The organism is Pseudoalteromonas sp. L21 (assembly GCF_021728035.1).
Taxonomy (GTDB): Bacteria; Pseudomonadota; Gammaproteobacteria; order Enterobacterales; family Alteromonadaceae; genus Pseudoalteromonas; species Pseudoalteromonas arabiensis.
On the sequence record NZ_JAKKCV010000002.1, the window covers coordinates 537,712 to 560,153 of the forward strand.

A 22,442-nucleotide genomic window follows, 5' to 3' on the forward strand; every position below is an offset into this window, starting at 1 on the left:
ATGTGAGAGTAAATTCAAACCACGCTGAATTTCATTATGTAAACATTCTTTGACAGTAGTGAAGCCATGATAACAGATAAACAGCCAACACTCGATTTACAAAAATTCTTACCTTACTCACTGACTAATATAGCTGTGCAAATGAGTGAGCAGTTTAGTGAACTTTATCAACAATTTGATTTAACGGTGCCGCAATGGCGCGTTATTGCTAATCTTGCTCAGTATGGTCAGTGTAGTGCAAAAGCTTTGTGTGATATGGCACAAATGGATAAATCAACCGTATCCCGTGCAGTAAAATCACTATTAGCAAGAGAGCTTTTAACGGCAAAGCCCGACCCGATAGATAAACGTGCAAACCTGCTGATGCTGTCTAAAAAAGGGGTCTGTTTACATGAACAAATAGTACCGGAAGCAATTGCATGGCAAGCACATTTGGTGAGTGGTTTAGATAGTCATGAATTAACACATTTTTTTAACATTCTTACTAAGCTTTCCAATCACTTAAATAAAAATGTGTAAATCTGTAATCAGTGCTTTATAGCAATTGATTTAGGCAATCTATACGTATATGATAATGGCTATCATTTACAATTAGAAACTTGGATGTCTCCCTATGAAATTAGCGTTAAACACCGTGAAAACGCTAGGCCTAAGCCTAGTATTCGCTTCTACTTTTATTGCCCAACCTGTATTGGCAAATGGCCCAATTGGTGAGCACGTTAATCATCTAAAAGAAAATTTGAAGGATTATTCTGAAGACGTTGAGTGGATGATCGGCAAAGTAGACACTATGGTAACCGATTATGAGGCCAAAGGTGCGAAAGCTGTAAAAAGCGGTGACTTAATCGAATACTGGGAGTCTGTAAAGTTTCACAGCGCTATTGAAACAAACTACGTGCCGGTTTATGCATCAATCTGGCAAGGCATTTACGGTATTAAAATGGCCATTGATGATAAAAAACCAGCAAGCGAAGCTCGTGAGCATCAAAAGGCCTTGAACGCTGCCTTGTGGCAGGGTTTAGGAGCTGTTAAACTGGCTGCTGACTTCCAACAAAAAGGCTTATTAAAAGCTGTTAAAGCAACGGCTTCTGAAACAATGACGCAAAGTGCAACAATTGACGAGATTAAACACAAGTTAGACCGTGTTGTTGCAAAATATGCAGAGCGTTTAAGCGAAGAAGCAACTCAAATTGTACACGACACTTACCTTCACTTATTCGAAGGTGTTGAAGGTACACTGATTGAAAAAGATGCGAAGTTAGTCGAAGTTCTCGAAAAAGATTTTAATGTAACCCTGCCAAAGGCTATTTCTGATAAAGGGAGTGTTGACCAAGTACGTGCAGTGGTTGTTGATATGCAAGAAAAACTAGATCGCGCTAAGGTGTTACTAGAAGAAGCCGAAAAAGCACGTAAGGATGTATTTTAGTGAAGCGTAGGACCTTTATTCAAGGCCTGGCTGCGTTTGGGGTAGTAGGCTCAATGCCGCTACCTCTATCACGAGCCTTTGCAGCGACTGCTGCAAGCCCAATTTCAGTGAAAGACTTACCAGCCCTTGAGGGGGATTTAACATTATATTTAGGTCGCGGTGAAGGCGGTTTGTACGAAAATGTGCTGCAATCAATCCAAAAGAAAAACCCAAAACTAAATTTATCGATTCGACGTGGACCCACTGCAGCTTTAGCCAATATGATCGTGGCAGAAGCAAAAGCAGGTGTAAAACGTGCCGATTTATTTTGGGCCGTTGATTCTGGTGCAATTGGCTTAGTTACAGACGCAGGTCTGGCTAAACCTTTACCAAGTGATTTAGAAACTCAGTTACAACCGCAATTCCGCTACCCTGGTTGGGCTCCAGTGACAGGTCGCATCCGTACATTACCTTATAACACTCAGCGCCTTAGTAAAGATCAGATCCCAGATAGTATTATAGCAATTGCTGAGAGCGATTTATCAATAGGCTGGGCACCAGCTTATGCGTCATTTCAATCGTTTGTAACAGCAATGCGTATACTTGAGGGGGATGATAAAACAGCTAAATGGCTTAAAAAAGTTCAAAAACGCTCTAAAACCTATGCGGGTGAACTCGGTGTAGTCATGGCGGTTGAACGTGGCGAAGTGGATATTGGTTTTGCTAACCATTATTACACATTACGCCTTAAGTCAGGTAAACCAGATGCTAACCTTGACCTCGCGTTTACTAATCAAGATGCAGGTTGTTTGGTTAATGCGTCAGGTGTGTTATCGCTGACCGATAATCCTAATGCAATGAATTTTATGCGTTATTTATTAAGTGAAGAAGTACAAAGTTACTTAGCCCGTGAAGCCTATGAAATCCCGTTGATCCAAGGTATTGACCAGCCAGCTGGGCTACCTGCGTTAACTGATATTTCACCGCCGAAAATCGATTTAACTCAATTGGCAGATTTAAGGCCAACACTCGACCTTATGCGCAGTAGCGGTGTTTTATAATGCGCATACCTGCTTCTTATCCCATGGCGCTGCTTGCAGCGCTTTTGGCGTTAGTGCCAGTTTATATTCTGATCACCTTAGCCAGTGATGCCACGGCTGTTTTTGATAGTCATAATTTAAAAATTCTTGGAAACACCTTATCGCTTATGGTGTTAACTGTATTAGGTTCTATTTTTATAGGCGTGCCTCTGGCGTTCATTAGTGCCTATGTGCAACTTCCTTTTAAAAAGCTTTGGTTAGTGCTATTTGCAGCCCCACTTGCTATTCCAAGCTATATTGGAGCATTTACACTTTATGCGGCATTTGGACCAGGTGGGGAGATAAACCAACTATTAGGGTTTGAAACCCCTGCTATGTACGGGTTACCCGGTGCTGCTATTGTAATGACCTTGTATACTTTTCCGTTTGTTATGCTAACAACACGTTCTTCTTTACTCAGCCTCGATGCCAGTATGGTAAATGCTGCGCGTACTTTAGGTATGTCGATGACCATGAGTGTGTTTAAAGTAATATTACCTCGTGTAGTTAACGGGATTGCCGCTGGATCATTACTGGTTGCGCTTTATACATTATCCGATTTTGGTACGCCGGCGATGATGCGCTTAGATACCTTCACCCGTGTTATTTATGTTGAATACAACGCATTTGGTTTAAGTCGTGCTGCGATGTTATCGCTGCAGTTAATGGTGATAGTTGGCTTTTTACTTTTCATCGAATCACAAATTAAAACCACGTCAGAGCGTCATGGTCGAGCTCTGATGTTATTTCCGACAAATGCTCAAAAACTGGCAATGCTAGTAACATTTTTGCCTGTTTTGTTATTGGCAATTTGTTTACCGTTAGCAATTTTTACTCTTTGGCTTGCCCGTGATGGGATTGCTGATTTTGATTTCAGCATTGCTTGGAACTCAGCTTATGCCTCGGGTATTGCTGCTTTTGTCGCTGTGGTTGTCGCTGTGCCAGTTGCTCATGCTGCATTAAGCGGTAAAGTAGGGCGTTTTATGGAACGAGTTACCTATTTTGGTTTTGGTATTCCAGGCATCGTAATGGGAACTGCGCTAGTTTATGGTGGTTTACAATTACCGCTTTTATATCAAACATTGGCATTATTAGTCATCGCTTATGTACTTCGGTTTTTACCCCTTGCTGTTGGTTCTGTGCGTACTAGTACTGAACACTTAGATTCAAGCTTAATCAAATCAGCGCGCGTACTAGGTGCAAGTCCACGTGAAGCATTTATGCGTATTACCTTGCCTCTAACACTGCGCGGTATTATTGCCGGTGCGGCTTTGGTATTTTTAGAATCAATGCGTGAGCTTGAAGCGACACTTTTATTAGGCCCGACAGGGTTTGAAACCCTCTCAACATATTTATGGCGTGTTTATGAAGCCGGTTACTTTGGCCGTGCTGCAATACCAGGCTTATTGTTGGTAGTGATATCAGCCTGTGGCTTAGCTATAATGCTCTCTGGTGAAAAGCGCAGTCAATTAGAACTTTAAGGATCAGTATAAATGCTATCAGTTAGTAAGCTGTCTATCGATTATGGTAGCAATCGTGTGGTGAGTGATCTTAATTTATCACTTGGAGAGAGTGAGATCCTGATGCTAGTTGGTCCAACTGGCTGTGGTAAAAGTACCATTTTGCAAGCTCTGGCAGGGCTTATTCCCATCAGCGAAGGCGAAATTAATTTAGGCACATGGCGTGCTACTCCAAAGCTAAAAGTGCCGCCTGAGAAACGTAAAGTAGGTATGGTTTTTCAAGACTTTGCGTTATTTCCACATTTAACGGTGCAACAGAACATTTGCTTTAGGTTGACCGATACATCCAAAGCAGATCATTGGATAAAGCTTCTGGGTCTTGAGGCGTTTCGTAATAAGAAGCCTGCAACATTATCAGGTGGTCAAAAACAACGTGTCGCGCTTGCGCGAACACTTGCTCACGAACCAGATTTTGTATTACTTGATGAGCCCTTATCTAATCTTGATGCAGCGCTTAAAGATACTTTACGGTGGGATATTCGTAACGCATTAAAAGATGCAGGTGTCCCTGCGATTTGGGTCACTCATGACCAAGAAGAAGCCCTATCCATTGGTGACCGTGTGGGTGTACTTAAGGAGGGGGGGATTCAGCAACTTGATACCCCTGAGCGCTGTTTTAGCTTACCAACAAACCGCTTTGTGGCTCGCTTTTTAGGTGAAGCGAGTTTCATAGCAGGTCAATGTGAAGGTGATATAGCGACAACAGACTTAGGTAATGCCCCTGCAATTAAAGTTGACCACAATTCCGCTACGGTTGATGTACTATTGCGACCTGATGATGTTCATTTAATTCAAAATGCACAATCGTCAAATGGTGTCGTGACATGGGTGCGCTACGAAGGTGGTAGCCGTTTATGTGCTGTAGAACTTGCCTGCAAAACGATAGTTACAAGCCGTGTAAGCCATGAAGTGGTTGTGCGGCCGAATGACCACGTACATGTATCAATTAACACAACCCATCCGTTGGCCGTATATCCACGCTAACTAATAAAAAGCCCGCCTAATAGGCGGGCTTATAGTTTGCTTTTAATTATTAGAAGCTATAACGAACCCCGATACGCATCTCCCATAAAGAAGGTTCAGTTTGTACACTCGTACCAGCAGGGTTGTTGAAAGAGCTATAAACATACTGACCATCAACGATGTCAGCTGTTACTGCACTTTGTAACGAACTACCTGATTTTAAAACACCCCAATCATCGTTTAATAGATTACCGATGTTTTTAATTACGAAATAAGCTGAGCCTTTTTGGTCAGGCGTGAAGCCCATAAACTCTTGCTCAACTTTTAGATCGAACGTAACCCACCAGTCGCCATCAATATTATTACGTTTTTGGATCTCACCTCGCTTTAAGCCTTCACTTTCAATCCAATTGTTAAAGGCAGCTTGATCGAAGTCAGGACCATAAACAACTGATGCATCATCAACTTCTGGTACATATAAAAGTTGGCGGCTCGCATCGTTAAAGCCTAAACCACCAGAATCCCTATCAAAGGTATAAGAGTATGGGTTAGTTTGCTGTGCTTGACCAAATAGGTTGAATTTAGTTTCGTAGCCGTCAAAAATTTCATGGCTATAACCTAAAGATAGTGTAAAGCGATGTGGTATTTCATAATTAGAGGTTGTAACGCCTGGGTTCTCTGAATCAGATACCGCAATAAAGTGGTAATTCGAGAATGCTACAGAGCTGGTCATTGGGCTCACATCTTTTGCCACGGTATAAGCATAAGAAAGTGCTAAATCTATACCGTTATCAAATGCTTTATTCATTGATAAAGAAAGTACATGTGAATAAGCATCGCTGCCTTCAACATTTGTTAGCATAAAGTCAGATACACGCGGATGTAAAACATCGTTGTAAACAGGGCGTCCATCTGGCGCTGTGTCTGTTTGTACGTTAGCAATGTTGCGAATAATTGCCGAGTCTTGTTTATCTGTATAGAGATAATCAACATTGAACACATAATCATTGCTGGTGATGTAAGTACCACCTAAAGAGAATTTCCATTCTGAAGGAATTTCAAAATCAGGATCAGTTACATTAGCACTCGCATCTGCACTACCTTGCCCAACCTCGTCATAGAGAGATTGTGGAATGTCATAACCAGGCATACCGCCGCCGTTAAATGCAATGGCATCATCGCCAAGAATTTGTAAACCTTTTTCGTTAATCTGAATATTTCTTACACCGTCATTAGAGTAGCTGTTTGATACCCAAACATTTGGATTACCACCAGAATATAGGCCAAAACCACCACGTAACTCTAATTGATCGTTATAAATCCAGTTGATGCCTAAACGCGGTTGAAGAAGGTCAATACCATCGAGGTTTTGGCTATTTGAAAAGCCATATCTGTCTTCAAAGTTTTGGTTATGGGTTGGTTTATCGCTGCTTGTATACCAATCATAACGTAGACCCGCTGTAATCGTGATATCGTAGTCAATTAGCTCAAACTTATCTTGAAAGTAAACGGTGTTTAAGGCGTAAGCAAATTCACCCGCTGCATCGTCTGGATTTTGTGATGATGCGTTGCCATAGTAAACACGCGCAATACCATTTTCAAAATCGTCAATTGAACTAAAGCGATATTCGCCTTCTGTGTGCTGAACAAATAAGTTGTATACATCCAGTTCTTCACGTTCATAACCAAATGATAATTCATGATCTTCTAAATAGTATGTGCCACCTAATTTAAGTGATAGGTTGTCATAATTTAGGATATTTGATTGGCGAGAATCGTCAGGGCCGATATAAACATCAATATCACCGGTGTCGATACGGAATTCACCAAAACCAGATGCAGCATCTAAAGATTGCTGGCGGTTATCGAGTTTTGAATAACCCACTCTTACTTCAGTTGAAAAGTTATCTGTCCAATCAGAGTAAAGAGAGGCAACATAAGATTCTAATTTAGCGCCACGCTCATAGAAGTGGTTTGAAAGGGCTATTTCGTCAGAATCTGCATCAGATTGGGCAAGAGAGAAGCCATCATTATAGTTATATACAAGGCTTGCACGGTGAGCATCGTTAATATTCCAATCAAGCTTTACTAAAATCTTTTCGTCTTCGACAGGTAGGCTCGGAATCATGCTACCTGGGTCGTAGTTATAGTTATCTTTTGAGATTTGTGTAATACGATCGATAGTTGCTTGATCAATACGGTTGTCAGCAAATGGAATATAATCAAAGATTTGCGCGCCTTCTAGTTTCTCATAAGAAGTAAAAAAGAATAGCTTATCTTCAATTAAAGGTAGCCCTACGTTAAAACCATAGCGTTTCTCAGTGTAGTTTCCTGTATCAAGCTTTTTACCTTCGATAGAGTCACCAGACATTGAGTCGTTGGTATAGTCGTAAAACAAACCACCATGAATTTCATTGGTACCTGATTTTGTTACCGCATTAATATTACATGATGTAAAACCACCGTATTGCACGTCGAATGGCGCAAGTTCAACGGCTACTTGGTCTATAGAATCGAATGAAAATGGCATGCGTTCGGTAGGGTAGCCACTCGAATTTAAACCAAAGTTATCATTCATGCGCACACCATCAACAGTCAAGCTGTTGAAACGAGGATTACCGCCGCCACAATTAATTGAGTTTGCATTTGTTTCATCAATAAAGATGCGAGGGTCGGCGCGAATAATGTCTTTTAAATCACGGTTGATGGCAGGACGAGACTCTAGATCTTCAAGCGAGAAGTGACTTGCAGGACCTGTGCTGCCAGTTTGTGCGCTTATCGGTGCGCCAGATACCACAATTTGTTCCATTTGCTGTGTTTGTAAGCTAACAGTTACAGGATAATCTTGACCTAAAGTCAAATAAATACCATCAAGTTGTTGATCTTCATATTGATCAGAATCGACGATAATTTTGTAAGGGCCACCGACGCGAAGGCCTTGGCTAGAAAAATTACCTTCATTTGTTACCGTCGTTTTTTTAACTGAGCCTGAAGGGATATGGATTATTGTTATTTGTGTACCAGCAGCAGGATTGCCATTCGGGCCTGTAACTTGTCCTTTGATAGAAGAAGAGGTTTCATTGGCCATTGCAGCATGGCTGAACGTTAAACAAGTCGCAACAGCGATTGCCAGTGTACTTTTATTAAATGTTGATTTCATGAGGTTTCCCGTTATTAAATTATGATACTTACTGTGTGTAAGTACCTTTCCTTTTTTAAAATCAATGTGTGTCATTTTTATTACAGATATAAAAAAGCCCGTAATTAAACGGGCTTTAAACAGTATAGATTAGAACTTGTAACTAATACCAATTTTAGCTTGCCATGCAGAAGCACTTTGGTCGATTAGTGTGTAATTTCTTACATCGGCACCATTGTATGCTTCATCAATTATATAACGGCCTTGGTCATCTAAACCACCAAAGTCATAAACTGATTGGTCTTGATAGCTAAGGCGCTTTTCAATACCCCAGTCGCTATTAAGCAAGTTAGCAAAGTTATCAATCATGAAATACACTTCACCGCTATGACCTTTAGCGAAACCTGGGATTTCTTGCTTAACGCTGATATCCATGGTTGTAACCCAAGGCATAGTACCCGTATTACGGTCTAAGATTTCACCGCGCTCAGAAATGCCCGCTCTATCAAGTAGTGCTTCAAGCTCACCCCAAGTAAGTTGCGATTCACCCCAGTTTACATTTGGATCATCTGCACCAGTTGGAATATAAGCTAAGTATGCAGAGCTTGAGTAGAAGTCACGCGAATCACCTAGCGCACCATCTTGGTACGAAGCCATTGTGTGGCTGTAAGGGCGACCTGAACGACGCTCAAAGTAAAGGTCAAACTTAGTGTTATAGCCTTTAAAGAATTCAGTGTGGTAGCTGATATTCACTTTGAAGCTATGTTCTACTTCATAGGCTCCACGCTGTGCTAAGTCTTGGTTACGGTTTTTAGTAACACTGTGCTGGTAGTTACTTTGCGCTTGTGAAGATGAACCTGAAGATGCTTCAGTGATATCTTGGTGTGCATAACTTGCTGAGATGTATAAACCGTTATCCCATTCTTTTGCAAGTGCTGTTGAGAAGATAACTGAACGGCCATCATCAGATGAATTTGTTAGCATGATATCGAAGTTATCAGCAAGGTCACCTGAGTAGATGCTTTCATGGATTAAACGTTCGCCATCAGCCGCAACGCCCACAGGTACGATAGCCGTGTTGTGCCAAATTGCTTCGTTTTCTTTCTTGTGGTAAGCGATTTCAGCTTGCCACTTGAAACCATTACCAAGTAATTCAGAGTCAAAGTCATACTCGAAACCAATTTGGCTACGGATGCTTGAAGGTAATTTAAAATCAGGGTCAATGTAGTTTGTGCTACCCGCACCTTTTACCAGTGAATCTTGAATTGCGCCTGGCACAGATGTGATATCTGCAGGGTTATTTGCGTAGTAATCATTAATTACTGATTGTGGTGCATCAACAAGTGTAATACCGTCTTTTTGGTACGAGTTGTTATACCAAACGTTAGGGATACCACCTTGGAAACGACCTACACCACCGCTGATTGTTAGGTTTTCTGTTGCGTAATATTTAAACCCAACACGTGGTAGGATGATATCGACGCCATCAAGATTCTCTTGGTTTGAAAAACCATAAGTCTCTAGGAAGTTTTCATTTAGAGTTGGTTTGTCGTCAGATGCTAAACGCTCATAACGAATACCTGCATTTACTTCTAAATCGTCACCAATATAAAAAGTATCTTCTAGGTAGATTGCTAATTGGCTACGCGTTGCATCGTATGCTGTGTCTGCAGCGTTGTTTGTATAGGCGTTTGCGTAAGAGAAGTCATAAGTACCATTAAAGTTACCTACTTCGCGGTTTGCAAAACCAGCTAGGCTATCAAACTCCCATGAACCTAATGAATTTGCAGCAAATAGGTTATACAGATTGAGTGATTCATACTGAATACCAAAGTTAAGCTCATGCTCATCCAGAAGGTAAGTACCATCAAATGTTAATGTTAGGTTTTCAGTTGAAGACTCATTCGCGTGGCGGTATTGGTCTGTACCAAACTCATACGCTGGACCACGGTAGTATTCTTCAACTTTTACGCTACCAATATTCGAGTTTGTTAAGCTGTTTGAACTGACATCTTTATACGCGATACCAATCTCTGATGAGAAAACATCGCTCCAATCTGAGTAAAGTTTTGTTGAGAAATTGTTGAATTTAGTTGCATAAGTATAACGGCTTGAAGCAAGTAACACCGTGTCACCGCCAGTGCCGAAGTTACGCTCTTCTTGATCGTCTTGCCACTGATATGTGAAATCTAGACGGTGTGCATCGCTGATGTTCCAGCTTAGTTTAACAAGTAGTGATTCATTCGTATCTTCAGGATCGCCACCTAAAGAGTCTTGGAAACCATATACATTGTCTAATACAGATAAGAAGTTATTTAATTGCTCTTCTGTTACATCGTATTCGTTCGTTGCACCAGAACCCTCAAAACCATAATCTAAATCAAGTTCGCTCTTCCAGCTGTTGTAGTTAACAAAATAGAAAAGTGTGTCTTTGATTAATGGACCGCCCACGTTAAAACCAAAACGTTCTTCTGTTTGAATTGGTTCTACTTTGTTTATTTCAAATGTTTTATGGCCATCTTCGTCTAAAACAGGGCGACCATCAGCATAAACTTCAGAAATACTATCTACATCACCTGCCATATCTGGCGTTGATGTTTCGTAGAAACCTGAGAATTTAAATTCATTTGTACCAGATTTTGTTACGGCATTAATTGTACCACCACCAAAGTTACCTTTTGATGCTGAGAAAGGTGATACATCAACTGAAATTTGCTCAATTGCATCAAGTGCAACAGGTGGTTGAGCAGTAGGGTAGCCGCCATAGTTTAAACCGAAGTCATCGTTTTGGCCGATACCATCAACGGTTAGGCTGTTTGTACGTGGGTTATTACCGGCAAACGTAAGCTCACCACTACCATTGATATTTGCAAGTGGGTTTAAGCGTGCCACATCTTTAATGTCTTTGTTAAAGCTTGGCATATTATTGATTGTGTCTTCACCGAAAACACTGCTTGAACCGCCAGATTGCTGAACAATTTTATAGCCAGAAACTTCAATTTTTTCCATTGCTAATGAGTTTAATTGTTCTTGTAAACGGTAAGTATCACCAAGCTCTAAGTAGATATTCTCTACCATGCTGTCACTGTGTGTATCTGAGTCGATAAGTACAGTGTATGGGCCACCAACACGTAGACCATTAGCGATGAAAGTACCGCTTTCATTTGTAGTTAACTCACTGACTGTGCCAGTTGGTTGGTGAATAACCTTTATTTTAACATTTGCAGCTGCTTCACCAGAAGGCGTTGTAATTTTACCTCTCATTGAAGATGAGGTATCTGCAGCCATAGCACTTGTTGAAACACCAAGAGCTAATATAACTGCTCCGGTTAATTTCGAAAGGCGTAACTTATTCATTATGTTATTTCCCGTGTTAGAGGTTTGTTGGTTTATAGTTCACTGCTAGCAGGCATCTTAAGTGCCTTTACTAACGGTTTTGCTGATTTATCAAATAATGAGTTTAATAAACCGGCTAATCTAATCCCGCCTTGTTGTAGGCGAGTTTTTACAATTGGTAAATTTTTATAGATATAACTGTAACTTACATTTGTTTCATTTTCTTTATAGAGTGAATTAGCAATGTTGTTTGACTCAATCAACCAATCACTCGGAGAGCTCGCAAGGTAATCTGAGATTAATGCTTGGTTAGATGTGTCAACGAACTTGGCAAACTCTGTGTAAGATAAGTTTTCGTTTTCTATTAATTTAGTATCCCAAAGGCTGTGTAGGTTTGTATCTTGCCCGAAGAATGTGACAGAAATGCGATTGCCACCACGGTCTTCGCTGCGACCAGCATGGAAAGGTTGGTGGCTATCACCAACAAGGTGTACTAAAAAGCGTAATGCAAATTGTTTTTCAGCTAATGATGCTTTTTCGTTTTTTAATACTGAAATTGAATATTCGATACCTTCAAGGATATCTGCGACTGTTTCTTTATTATGGTGAGCATGAGCGTCATAGGCAGGTTTTGCATCATCTTCAGCAAAGTTTATATAGTGCCAGCGTGATGACTTTTTTTGCCAGAATTTTTCTGGTGCAGAGCGCATTTCATCAGCCCATGTGGCTATTTGAGGGAGTGATTCACCATCAAGTAATGGAACTAAGGCGTCTCGAGTGGTGTCGGTAATATGCATTGCTGCTAATTCACCAACAATTCGATGGCCATTTTGACCCCAAGCATGTGCAGGGGCTGCGGATAAAACTGAAATTACTGGTGTAGTTAACAGCAACATCTTCATTGTTTTTAGTAACATTGGTTGAGCGTCCAAAGTGAATGTTTGCTTAATCAAATTTTCTGGCGCCAATTCTCCTGAATTTTGAGATAAATAGAAAGGACTCAATAAGATTCATAATTTCTTGTTCATAAAGTAATAAAATCAGCTGGTTAGAATGTTTAAGTAAAATTACTTGTTGTAATGAGTAAGAATAATTGTTCAAATAGAGACTAGCGCGAGCAAGTGGTTAGTAAAATTGAGTTTAAGAACTATATTAATAAAAAAATCATCGATTGTTACATTTTTGTTTCTGTCTATTATTTTGTTTTTCTGCATTGGTTTTATGCAGGGAAAACCAGTGGCACCTGACTTAAAATCGTTTATTGAAACTTCGTATACCTGCAATACAAAGTCAGACAGCAATTTAAACGAACTTGTCGTTTATGTATCCGCAAAAACACTCGCTGAGGATGTGGCAATATCCTTGTGTGATGATTTAACCATTCGTAAACAATACGGTAGGGTTACGTCTTACTGGGGTTATAAAACATCAGATTCCATCGAGTTTTTAGGCAAAGGGATCGCTGATTTAATTCTTGCAAAAGAGAATTTAATTGACGCCTTCATGGCGCAATCTACTTATAATTATCAAGCCGTTGTAGGATTCCCTGATTACACTGCATACCTCATTTCGAGTAAAGAAAAGCCCCGAATTGAAAAGTCGTACTTTTTAGATAAGCGTATTGGCTTATTGGATTACCCCACAAGCCGTTCGGGTCACATATTACCGAAACAACTTTTTAAAACATTAGACATAAATTTAGAAAATTTAAATATCACTTATGCCAGCTCTCATACTGAGCTAAGAGAATTACTCGCCAGTGGTCAAGTTGACTTAATTTCATCCTATTGGCAAGACAGTGACCAAGCTAGTTTTTCGGTTAATTACATCACGCCAATAAGAGATAATGTTAGTGGTAGCCGTTGGTATTTAAAAATGCAAGATGAGAACACCGACCTTTTGTGTGCTGTTCAAGCTCGCCTCACGGACTTAGCGCGCAATCAAAGCTCCCATTACTTTAATCATGTAGAATCATTTTGGGATTGTAAAAGCGATTCAAATAAGCACTCAGTCGAGGTCGTCGATGCTTCTAAGTAAAGATAAACTTTTTTATGTAATCGTGTTTTTGTTAACAACAGTGTTGTTAGTTGCAAGTTTCTATATTGCAAAATTTTACAAAACGCAGATGAATAATCAATTGTCTGTTGCAAAGGTACAAAGCAGAATCGCACTCGATTTGAACTACTTAAACTTACCTGATGATTTTTTAAAGCACTCAGGCAGTAAAGAAATGGTTTCCAATTACATTACTCAGTTGAATGCACATATTAACCAATCTGGCATTGTGGTTTATTCTATCGAAGGTATTACAAATTCAAAAGTGCAAGGGGAACGTATATCAACTCAATTACAAACCCCGAAAAGAAGTTTGTCGGTTACTTTTATTTTAAACAAAAATCTATTAGTAAAGTCTGATATTGTCGTTTTAATTTTTGTGCTTCTAATCGCGTCGCTATTTACCTATTTAGTTAGTCAGAGCAGACGGTCATTTTATAGTGCAGTAGAAGCGACAGCAGATGATGAACAAATACTTGCTGAGACACCTAAGCTCGTTGTCGATTTAAACACGAAAACATTTTCATCAACTGCACTTGAAGCAAAGTCAGTTGCGCTAGCAAATAAGCCATTATGTTTTTATTTAGCCTTGGTTGAGTTTTGTATCCAATATCCTGATGTTGTGCTTAATCAAAATAAAGATGTACCAGATGAGTTATTAAATCTTGCTAATAAATATTTTTATCGTTTAGTTGAGCTTGGTCATACAATTAGAAAACGTCCGAACTTTACTAATAGCCTTGAGAAAACGTTAAGTGAAATTAGGGCTGCACTGGATGACGTTTGGCAAGATGACCCTGAGCTTAAGGAAATATATTACCCTCCCAAAGCTCATGGTGAAGGTTCTCGCTCCCGATTACATCACTATGGTTTAAAAGCAATTTCCTGTGATGATATCGAAGTAATAGGGAAGTAGCATACTACTTCCCATGTTGTACTTATTCAGGTGCGTAATCAGCCGCTGTTAATGGACTATTTTCTTCGAAGAAGCGCTTCAATGCTTGGGCATCCGTGTCATCTGTACTTACGAATCCAGACTTATTCGTCAATGTCGGGTACCCGTCGCCCCCTGATGCGTTGTAGCTATTGATACTCATACGATAAGTTTTGTCCATATCGAGTGCCTTACCATTAATTTTCACATCGTTGAGCTGCCCATCTTGCCTACTAAAACTAAGTTTATGGTACTGTAAATAAGCGCCTGAGTCCGGTGGGAATGAGGTTACAACTGACAGATAATCGAACAGTTCTCTTCCTGTTATATCAATGTAAGTAATGCGGTTTTTGAAAGGGTGAACTTTCAAAATATCTTTATAACTAACATCACCTGCTTGAATGCTATCCCGAATACCACCGCCACTGATCAAGCCAAAATCAGCCCCAACAGATTGCATTTGCGCGGCGATAATTACACGAGCAAGATTAACCTGCTCGTAGCGTGCTTTGCTGCGGTCGCCTTCAAGTTTAGCATCGACTGAGCCAATCTTGCCCGCAATCTGAGCTGCGCCTTTTTTCTGATAAACCGAAAGTACATCTTGGACTGTCTTATCAGGTTCAATATAGTCACCGGCAAGCTGCTTTTTGCCCTGTTTATTTGTGGTATACAAGTTCACAGGGATTAATTCATAACTTAGTAAAGTTAATTGCTCATTTTCTAATTTAAATTCGGCTTTACCGACATACTTACCCCACTCATGAGCCTGCATAATCCAAGTACCATTTTGTTGATCTGGTTTACACTCTTTACCAGGCGCAAAGTCCTTATCGAGAACATTTGCACTTGACATACAAACGGGTTCTTGCGAATGCCCACCAACAATAATATCAAGCGTCCCTTCAGGAAGGTTACGTGCCATCGTTACATCACCAGGCGCGTTGATACCGAAATTAGCATCTACATAATGGCCCATGTGAGTGACGGCGATAGTAATATCAGGTTGATATTGAGCTTTTAACTTAGGTGCTAGGTTTGCAGCAACTTGGGTTGGATCTTTAAAATCAAGACCGCCAATATATTGCGGATTGCCTATTTTAGCCGTGTCAGTTGTCGTTAAACCTATTACAGCAATTTTAAGCCCATTCTTGTCAAACACTTTATAGCCTTGATAACGTGCTTCGCCAGTTTTTTTATCGATAATATTGGCCGATAAAAATGGGAAGTTTGACCACTTTTGTTGCTGATCAAGGACGGCGAGTGGATTATCGAACTCATGATTACCAATTGCCATTGCATCGTAGCCGATGAGTGACATACCTTTGAAATCAGGTTCTGCATGTTGCAGATCAGACTCCGGGATGCCTGTATTGATATCACCACCCGAAAGTAATAAAACAGCATGTCCTTGAGCTTTTGCATCTGCTCTTAATTGATCTATCAGTGTTTTACGGGCTGCCATACCATACTCACCGTGTTCGTTATGCCAAAAACGACCATGATTATCATTAGTATGTAAAAGAGTAAAATACTGAGGATTGGTATCTTTTTCTTGAAAAGTGCTGCAAGCGGTTAATGAAAACAGCAGCGACGATAAAATAATAAAACGCATAATTGTTTGCCATATTAAAGCAGTAGGTTAATTATGCGCTTAGTTTAAACGACTTAGGTTTAAATTAAATGACTTTTAATAATTTTTATTGCCATTTTCAAAATTTAACTCACCTGTGGCAGCTAATTGACGTCGTTGAAGCTCTTGCTCTGCATAGTGTGATTTTTGATGATTATTACCTACCATCCAGTTTAAAAAACTGGCCGGTAATTGACTGTAAGGCTCACCTTGGTGTAGGCCAAAATCGCAAATAGCGCTTTCTTTATTCGCCATGGTTTATTCCTATGTGTTCATTGTTGTCGTGTAAATACTAACAAACTCAGCTAATTTGATAAGACGATTTGGCTTTAATTTATTTGATTTTTATAACTTTAATGAATATGCAATGTAAACAAGTGTAATTAACTTGTAATTAACTTGATGTGTTTTGTGTAACAATTCTTTCCTCTATTTAATAACCGCTAGTTTTTATTTAACCTCTTCATCTCAAAATAAAAACTATCAGGAAGAGACAATGAAAAAAAATTTGTTCGCGTCTGCGTTACTCGTAATTGGTTTTCAAGCTAATGCAACCATTGTAGAAATGCAAACGAATCAAGGTACAGTTACTGTAAACCTCTATGATCAACACGCACCTATAACGGTTGCGAACTTTTTAGAATATGTGTCAGATGGCTCGTATGATGGAAGTATTATTCACCGTTCAGTAGATAATTTTGTAGTACAAGGCGGTGGCTTTTCATTCGAAACAGATTTTACAGCAATTGATAAGAAAGCTGCGATTTCAAATGAGCCAGTCCTATCTAACGTAAAAGGAACCATTGCTATGGCTAAACAAAGTGGTAACGCAAACAGTGCCACCAGCCAATGGTTCTTCAACCTAAAAGATAATAGTGCTAATTTAGATGTGCAAAATGGTGGTTTCACAGTATTTGGCGAGATTACACAAGAAAGCTTTGATGTACTGACTAAAATCACTGATCTTGTGCACTGCGGAGAAATTCCCGTTGTCGGTTTAAGCAAAGATCAATGCCCAGAAACAACCGCAGGCTTTAATGGTGAAAATTTAGTGACTATTAACAGTGTTGTTGTCATTGATGAAAACCCTGATTCATCAGCAGGTTTGTCACCAGTTGAAAATACATTAATAGACAGTGATGATAACAAGGGCGGCGATTCTGGTTCAAGCAGTGGCTCAATGGCCTGGCTGATGTCGATTTTGGCAGCCAGCGTTTTATACCGTAGAAAATTTATACAGTAGAAGCTTCATACCCTGGAAGACTTATACTTTAGAAGGTAATGTAAGGCGCAATTTGCGCCTTAAAAAATTCTTATTAGAATTATTAACCACATGATAAGCATGACAAAGCTACTGACAACAAAGCTATAATAACGTAGTTTTAGTGTGTTTGTTGTTAGGTGAATTACACTGTGCAGTAATCTTAGCCCGACATAAAGCCATGCAAGAATTACAAATACAAACCCAGCTGCGTGAACTTGTAAAGCAGTTAAACAGGCAATGAAAAACAGAATCGGCATTTCAAACTGGTTTATAAAGTTTCGATCTGCGACTCTAACCTCTGAACCTGCCTTATCTAATTCCATTGTTAAAAAGTCTTGCATTTTTATGACTTTATTTCTTACCGCAGTGAAACGGCGCCGTCCCATAATCACCATGATAGAGAATGTGAGTAATACCTGAGTGAACATTGCTGCAATTAGCCACTTTTCCATAGTTCATCCTTTGTTATAGTTATTTTGTTGAAATTCGAGCCGTAAGTACTTATTTTTCACAATGTGTTACAAAGTTTTTAGAGTCTATACCCTAATAAGCATTGAATTGCGACCTGTATAAGCACATGATAAATAAAAATAGAGTCAATTTCTAATGGATACTAAATAATGAAAAAAATAATGGGCCTGAGTGCTATTGCATTTGCCGTTTTAGCTGGATGTAGTTCAACACCAAATCAAACTACCAACACAAACCTAATTCCAGAATCGCTTATTGTTAGTCCTAATGACACCCGCGAATATAAAACCCTCAAGTTAGCCAATGAAATTGATGTGATTTTAATCTCGGATCCAAGTGCCGAAAAATCAGCTGCTGCATTGAGTGTTGGGGTTGGTTTGTTGCACGACCCTATGAGTCAGCAGGGAATGGCTCACTATTTGGAGCATATGCTTTTTCTAGGTACAGAAAGATATCCTGATACTAAGGGGTATAGTGATTTTATGACTAAAAACGGTGGAGCTCATAACGCCTACACTTGGTTAGATATCACTAATTACATGTTTAAAGTGAACAACGACGCATACGATGAAGCACTTGATCGCTTCGCTGATTTTTTCAAATCGCCCAAGCTGTATCCTGAATATACTGACAAAGAAAAAAATGCCGTAAATGCAGAATGGTCAATGCGTCGTGAAATGGATTTTTTCGGTCAGTTTAAGCTTGCTCGCCAAATGATGGGGGATCATCCTGCAAACCGATTCTTAATAGGTAATCTAGAAACATTAGGCGATAAAGAGGGCAGTAATCTTCATAAAGAAACAGTGGCTTTTTATAACAAGTATTACTCGTCTAACATCATGAAAGTAGCGATGATTTCAAATCGGCCGCTAGCTGAAATGGAAGCAAAAGCGGAGCAGTATTTTGCAGACATTGAAAATAAGCAGATAGAAAAGCCAACTGTGACTGATAAGCTCGACTTTAGTAAGGCTGGCGGTAAACGTGTTTATTACTCCCCAAATGAAGATGTTAAACAATTAGAGTTGGAGTTTACTATTAAAGACAACAGCGCTGAGTTCGCTGTTAAACCAAATCGCTTTGTGTCTTATTTACTTAGTAATGAAATGCAAGGCAGCCCTGCACAAATCCTCAGAGATAAAGGCTGGGTTTCGCATTTATCTGCAAGCGATGCGCCGACTCAATATGGCAACTATGGCAGCCTTAAAGTTAATATTGAGTTGACTGATTCTGGCATGCAAAACCGTAAAGAAATAGTTGCGACTATCATGCAGTACATTGCATTAATCAAAGAGCAGGGGGTTGATAGTAAATACTTCAATGAAATTCGAACTTCTTTGAATAATGAGTTTCAATTTTTAGAAAAAGGCGATGAGTTTAGTTATGTCAGCAACTTGACCGATAGTATGCAGAAATTTCCTGTGAATAATGCAATCAATGCACCTTATTATTTTGCAAAATTTGATGCTGATGCTGTGCAAAATGTGTTATCGCAATTAAATGAAGATACTCTTCGTATTTGGTATATATCAAAGCAAGAAGATACTGATTCACAGCTTCATTTTTATGATGGCAAATACCGCATAGAAGATATTAGTGAAGAAGAAATTGCAAGTTGGAACAAGCCTAGTCAGTTTGAATTAGCTCTACCAACTGTAAACCGCTTACTACCTGAAAGCTTTGCAATTAAAACAGCTGAATTTAAACAACAAGCCCACCCTGAACTGGTGTTTGATGAGCAGGGAGTTAAGGTATGGCGTCAAGCAAGTCAACAATTTGCAGAGCAACCAAAAGGTCTTGTTGAGGTTTATATCAATACTCCTGACGCATTGGTTGATGCAAAGGCACAGGTACTTTACTCAGTTTGGGCAGATATCTATAACTTGCAGCAGAGTAAATTAAGCACAGAAGCGGCTGTTGCAGGTATGAGTTTAGGGCTACAGCCTAGTAATGGTCTGGTTCTATCTTTAAGTGGCTTTACTGATAAACAAGATGTTTTATTGGCACAAGCACTTGAAAACTTACAGTTAGACGTATCTAAAGAAGGCTTTGAACAAGCAATAGACCGCTATAAGCGTGATTTATTGAACCAACAGCAACAGTTCCCTTTCTATCAAGCGTTTGGAGAATACTCGAAATTAACACGAAGCGGTAAATTTGATACGGAAACCTTAATTGCAGCAGCTAATGCATTAACACTCGCTGATTTTGCTGCGATTAAACAATCGACACTGGCCGCTAATGATCTCCGTGTATTTTCCTTCGGTAACTATAATCAAGACGATGTGAACTCGATTGCTAATAAATTGATTGCTATCTTACCTCAGACTCATAAAAAATCTGACTTTGCTCGCAGCAAAGCGTGGTTGCCGAAGCTAGGTGAGCGCATTGTGTTACAAAAAGATATTATTGTCGCTGACGTTGCAGTTATCGATATGGTTGTTCACCCGACTCCAGGTTATAAGCAGCAAGCACAAGCTCAAGTGTTACAAAACCACTTCAGAACAGTCGCTTTTGATAAGCTACGTACTGAAGAACAACTTGCCTATGCGGTCGGCGCTTTAGCCCGCCCAATTGAAGATTATTCAGCGCTGGGGCTTTATATCCAAACGCCAGTTAAAGGTCCAAAAGAAATGCAAACGCGTTTTGATGAATTTAAAAAGCAATACGCAGTTGAGCTTGATAATATGACTGAAGACACCTTTATGCAGCTTAAGAACGCCACGCTTGTGTCTTTAAAAGAGCAGCCTAAAAATCTTGGCGATGAAATGGCTCCTTTAATCTCGGATTGGTATCGTGAAAACTTTAACTTCGATTCTAAAGAAAAACTGATTGCTGAGGTTGAAAAAGTAACCTTAGCCGATCTTAAAGATTATTATAAGAAAACGATGTTAAATGACCAAGCACCGCGATTGAATATTCAGCTGCGAGGTAGTAAATTTGCGGACAAGCCATTCGCTGATCTGGAAAATCAGATTAAAGTTGATAACTTAGAGACCTATTACAAAGGAATCCAATTCCAAAAATAGGATGTATATTTTAATAAATCAAAGCCCAAGCAAATGCTTGGGCTTTTGTTTTTATGCTATAAGCAAAAAACCAACCAATGCAGCTGTTGCTGCCAATATGGTATAAGGCAGTTGAGTAATAGCATGGCTCACTAAATCGCAACCAGACCCTTGTGCTGCCAGTACCGTTGAATCAGAATAAAAGCACGCTTGGCTGCCAAATGAAGAAGCCGAGAGTAATGCGCCAATCACCAAAGGAATATTCGCATCAATTGCGTAGGCAAGAGGCATAACTATAGGGATAGTAACCGCGAAAATCCCCCAGCTTGAACCCGTTGCAAAGGCAAGCACAGCCATGGCTAAAAATACCACGGCAGGTAAATATTGTGCCGTCATATAAGGGCTTAATGTATTAATAACATATTGTGGCAGCATTAACTGGTCACACACATCTTTGAAAATAAATGCAGCGACAACAGTACCAATTGCGGGGATCATACTTTTAAATCCATCCAGCATACGTTCCACCAGCTCTGACAACGTCATTAGCTTTTGCAGCATATAAAAGGGTAGTACACTGGCAAAGGTTGCGAGCAAGCCTTTAAATACATCAATCTCAAAATAGACTGTGAATGCTACCAACAAGATAATGGGAACTAAAAAGTTATAGAGTTTGCCATTACTTGCCGCTGTCTCGAAGTTTTCTTCAGCCGCTTTTACTGCATATTCATCAGCAGTTTGCACATCACTATACTGACTATTGGCTACCTCGATTTGACTATTCATGGCACGAAGTTGTGCTTTTTTCATCGGGCCAAAGGCAGGAATAATGCTTAAGCTCACAAGTAACACCACTATTACTGCAAACCAAGCGTAAAGCATATATGGAATAGCCTGAATATAAACAGCAATACCTTGCCCTTCAGAGGCAACATTATTATCAACCAACAAACCGCCAAAAAATACCGCCCATGTTGATAGTGGTACTAGTACACAGATAGGCGCGGCTGTTGAGTCGACCACATAGGCGAGCATTTCACGGCTGATTTTAAATTTATCGGTGATACGTTTCATGGTTTCACCCACCGTTAACGCATTAAGGTAATCGTCTATAAAAATAATAACGCCTAACACAAATGTCATAACGAGTGATGAACGTTGTCCCTTTGCAAATTTTAATGCAAATTCAGCAAATGCACTTGCGCCACCAGTCCTCACTAATAAAGCAATGAGAGCACCGAAACCACCGCATACTAAGATAAGCCAAGCAATGGTTTCGTCTTGCATTACTTTTAATGAGATATCTGCAAAATTAGACAATACAGTGGTAGGGCCTAGCATGGCTAACCCAAACAAAGCACCAATAAGTAAAGATAATATAGGGCGGCGTAAAAATACGGCCAAAACCACCACCAATATAGGAGGTAGTAAACTTAACGCAGAAGGTTCTTGCATTACATTTTTCACACAGTTAAGCAATGCGAGATTGCTTACAGAAATCAAAAGTCTTTCAACTCAAGTAACTGCTTTACGCGAACACACTTTTATGGACCCATAGGGAAAGTGCCTGCGTTGGCTGGCGCCAGACAGTATAGAGGATATACTGCTTTTGTTTTGCCCAAAACATCGTACGAAAAATAA

16 protein-coding genes are annotated in these 22,442 nt (G+C 39.8%); 9 read left to right on the forward strand and 7 right to left on the reverse strand.

Annotated features, from left to right (window positions below):
• Positions 1 to 66: 66 nt before the first annotated feature.
• From L3V41_RS07625 to L3V41_RS07645, 5 genes are all read left to right on the forward strand, one after another.
• Complete coding sequence (locus L3V41_RS07625) at positions 67 to 519, forward strand: MarR family winged helix-turn-helix transcriptional regulator (protein ID WP_237115587.1); 453 nt, start codon at positions 67 to 69, stop codon at positions 517 to 519.
• A 94-nt stretch (positions 520 to 613) separates the two neighbouring features.
• Entirely contained in the window at positions 614 to 1,426 is an 813-nt protein-coding gene (locus tag L3V41_RS07630; RefSeq protein WP_237115586.1) for a hypothetical protein, read from the forward strand.
• Complete coding sequence (locus tag L3V41_RS07635; RefSeq protein ID WP_237127476.1) at positions 1,426 to 2,466, forward strand: extracellular solute-binding protein; 1,041 nt, start codon at positions 1,426 to 1,428, stop codon at positions 2,464 to 2,466. The genes L3V41_RS07630 and L3V41_RS07635 overlap by 1 nt, the downstream gene beginning before the upstream one ends.
• On the forward strand, positions 2,466 to 3,965 hold the full coding sequence (locus tag L3V41_RS07640; protein ID WP_237127477.1) for an iron ABC transporter permease: 1,500 nt from the start codon (positions 2,466 to 2,468) through the stop codon (positions 3,963 to 3,965). The genes L3V41_RS07635 and L3V41_RS07640 overlap by 1 nt, the downstream gene beginning before the upstream one ends.
• Before the next feature lie 12 nt (positions 3,966 to 3,977).
• Positions 3,978 to 4,988: an ABC transporter ATP-binding protein gene (locus tag L3V41_RS07645; RefSeq protein ID WP_237127478.1), complete on the forward strand. Its 1,011-nt coding sequence runs from the start codon at positions 3,978 to 3,980 to the stop codon at positions 4,986 to 4,988.
• A gap of 49 nt (positions 4,989 to 5,037) precedes the next feature.
• Here L3V41_RS07645 and L3V41_RS07650 read toward each other — a convergent pair whose 3' ends face one another.
• The 3 genes from L3V41_RS07650 to L3V41_RS07660 form a co-directional block, all read right to left on the reverse strand.
• Positions 5,038 to 8,127, reverse strand: coding sequence for a TonB-dependent receptor (locus L3V41_RS07650; protein WP_237115584.1), 3,090 nt, complete (start codon positions 8,125 to 8,127; stop codon positions 5,038 to 5,040).
• Positions 8,128 to 8,256: 129 nt separating this feature from the next.
• A complete protein-coding gene (locus L3V41_RS07655) occupies positions 8,257 to 11,463 on the reverse strand; it encodes a TonB-dependent receptor (protein WP_237127479.1) in 3,207 nt (1,068 codons plus the stop codon).
• 32 nt (positions 11,464 to 11,495) lie between these two features.
• A complete protein-coding gene (locus tag L3V41_RS07660; protein WP_062568170.1) occupies positions 11,496 to 12,359 on the reverse strand; it encodes a S1/P1 nuclease in 864 nt (287 codons plus the stop codon).
• 217 nt (positions 12,360 to 12,576) lie between these two features.
• Here L3V41_RS07660 and L3V41_RS07665 point away from each other — a divergent pair, with 217 nt between their 5' ends.
• Positions 12,577 to 13,479, forward strand: a complete 903-nt coding sequence (locus L3V41_RS07665) for a hypothetical protein (RefSeq protein WP_062567913.1) — start codon at positions 12,577 to 12,579, stop codon at positions 13,477 to 13,479.
• A gap of 88 nt (positions 13,480 to 13,567) precedes the next feature.
• Positions 13,568 to 14,413: a hypothetical protein gene (locus L3V41_RS07670; protein WP_237127480.1), complete on the forward strand. Its 846-nt coding sequence runs from the start codon at positions 13,568 to 13,570 to the stop codon at positions 14,411 to 14,413.
• A 22-nt stretch (positions 14,414 to 14,435) separates the two neighbouring features.
• Here L3V41_RS07670 and ushA read toward each other — a convergent pair whose 3' ends face one another.
• Positions 14,436 to 16,043: a bifunctional UDP-sugar hydrolase/5'-nucleotidase UshA gene (gene ushA, locus L3V41_RS07675; protein WP_237127481.1), complete on the reverse strand. Its 1,608-nt coding sequence runs from the start codon at positions 16,041 to 16,043 to the stop codon at positions 14,436 to 14,438.
• 75 nt (positions 16,044 to 16,118) lie between these two features.
• The gene (locus L3V41_RS07680) at positions 16,119 to 16,316 is read right to left on the reverse strand and encodes a hypothetical protein (RefSeq protein WP_062567910.1); all 198 of its coding nucleotides are present in this window, start codon (positions 16,314 to 16,316) and stop codon (positions 16,119 to 16,121) included.
• A 241-nt stretch (positions 16,317 to 16,557) separates the two neighbouring features.
• Between L3V41_RS07680 and L3V41_RS07685 the strand changes: the two genes are divergently transcribed.
• Positions 16,558 to 17,304, forward strand: a complete 747-nt coding sequence (locus L3V41_RS07685; protein WP_237127482.1) for a peptidylprolyl isomerase — start codon at positions 16,558 to 16,560, stop codon at positions 17,302 to 17,304.
• A gap of 59 nt (positions 17,305 to 17,363) precedes the next feature.
• On the opposite strand, the gene L3V41_RS07690 is transcribed toward L3V41_RS07685, so the two are convergent.
• Positions 17,364 to 17,777, reverse strand: a complete 414-nt coding sequence (locus L3V41_RS07690) for an MAPEG family protein (RefSeq protein WP_237127483.1) — start codon at positions 17,775 to 17,777, stop codon at positions 17,364 to 17,366.
• A 168-nt stretch (positions 17,778 to 17,945) separates the two neighbouring features.
• On the opposite strand from L3V41_RS07690, the gene L3V41_RS07695 reads away from it, so the two are divergent.
• Positions 17,946 to 20,822, forward strand: a complete 2,877-nt coding sequence (locus L3V41_RS07695; RefSeq protein ID WP_237127484.1) for an insulinase family protein — start codon at positions 17,946 to 17,948, stop codon at positions 20,820 to 20,822.
• A 51-nt stretch (positions 20,823 to 20,873) separates the two neighbouring features.
• Here the strand turns inward: L3V41_RS07695 and L3V41_RS07700 are convergent, their stop codons facing one another.
• Positions 20,874 to 22,256: a Na+/H+ antiporter NhaC family protein gene (locus tag L3V41_RS07700; RefSeq protein WP_237127485.1), complete on the reverse strand. Its 1,383-nt coding sequence runs from the start codon at positions 22,254 to 22,256 to the stop codon at positions 20,874 to 20,876.
• Between the last annotated feature and the right edge of the window lie 186 nt (positions 22,257 to 22,442).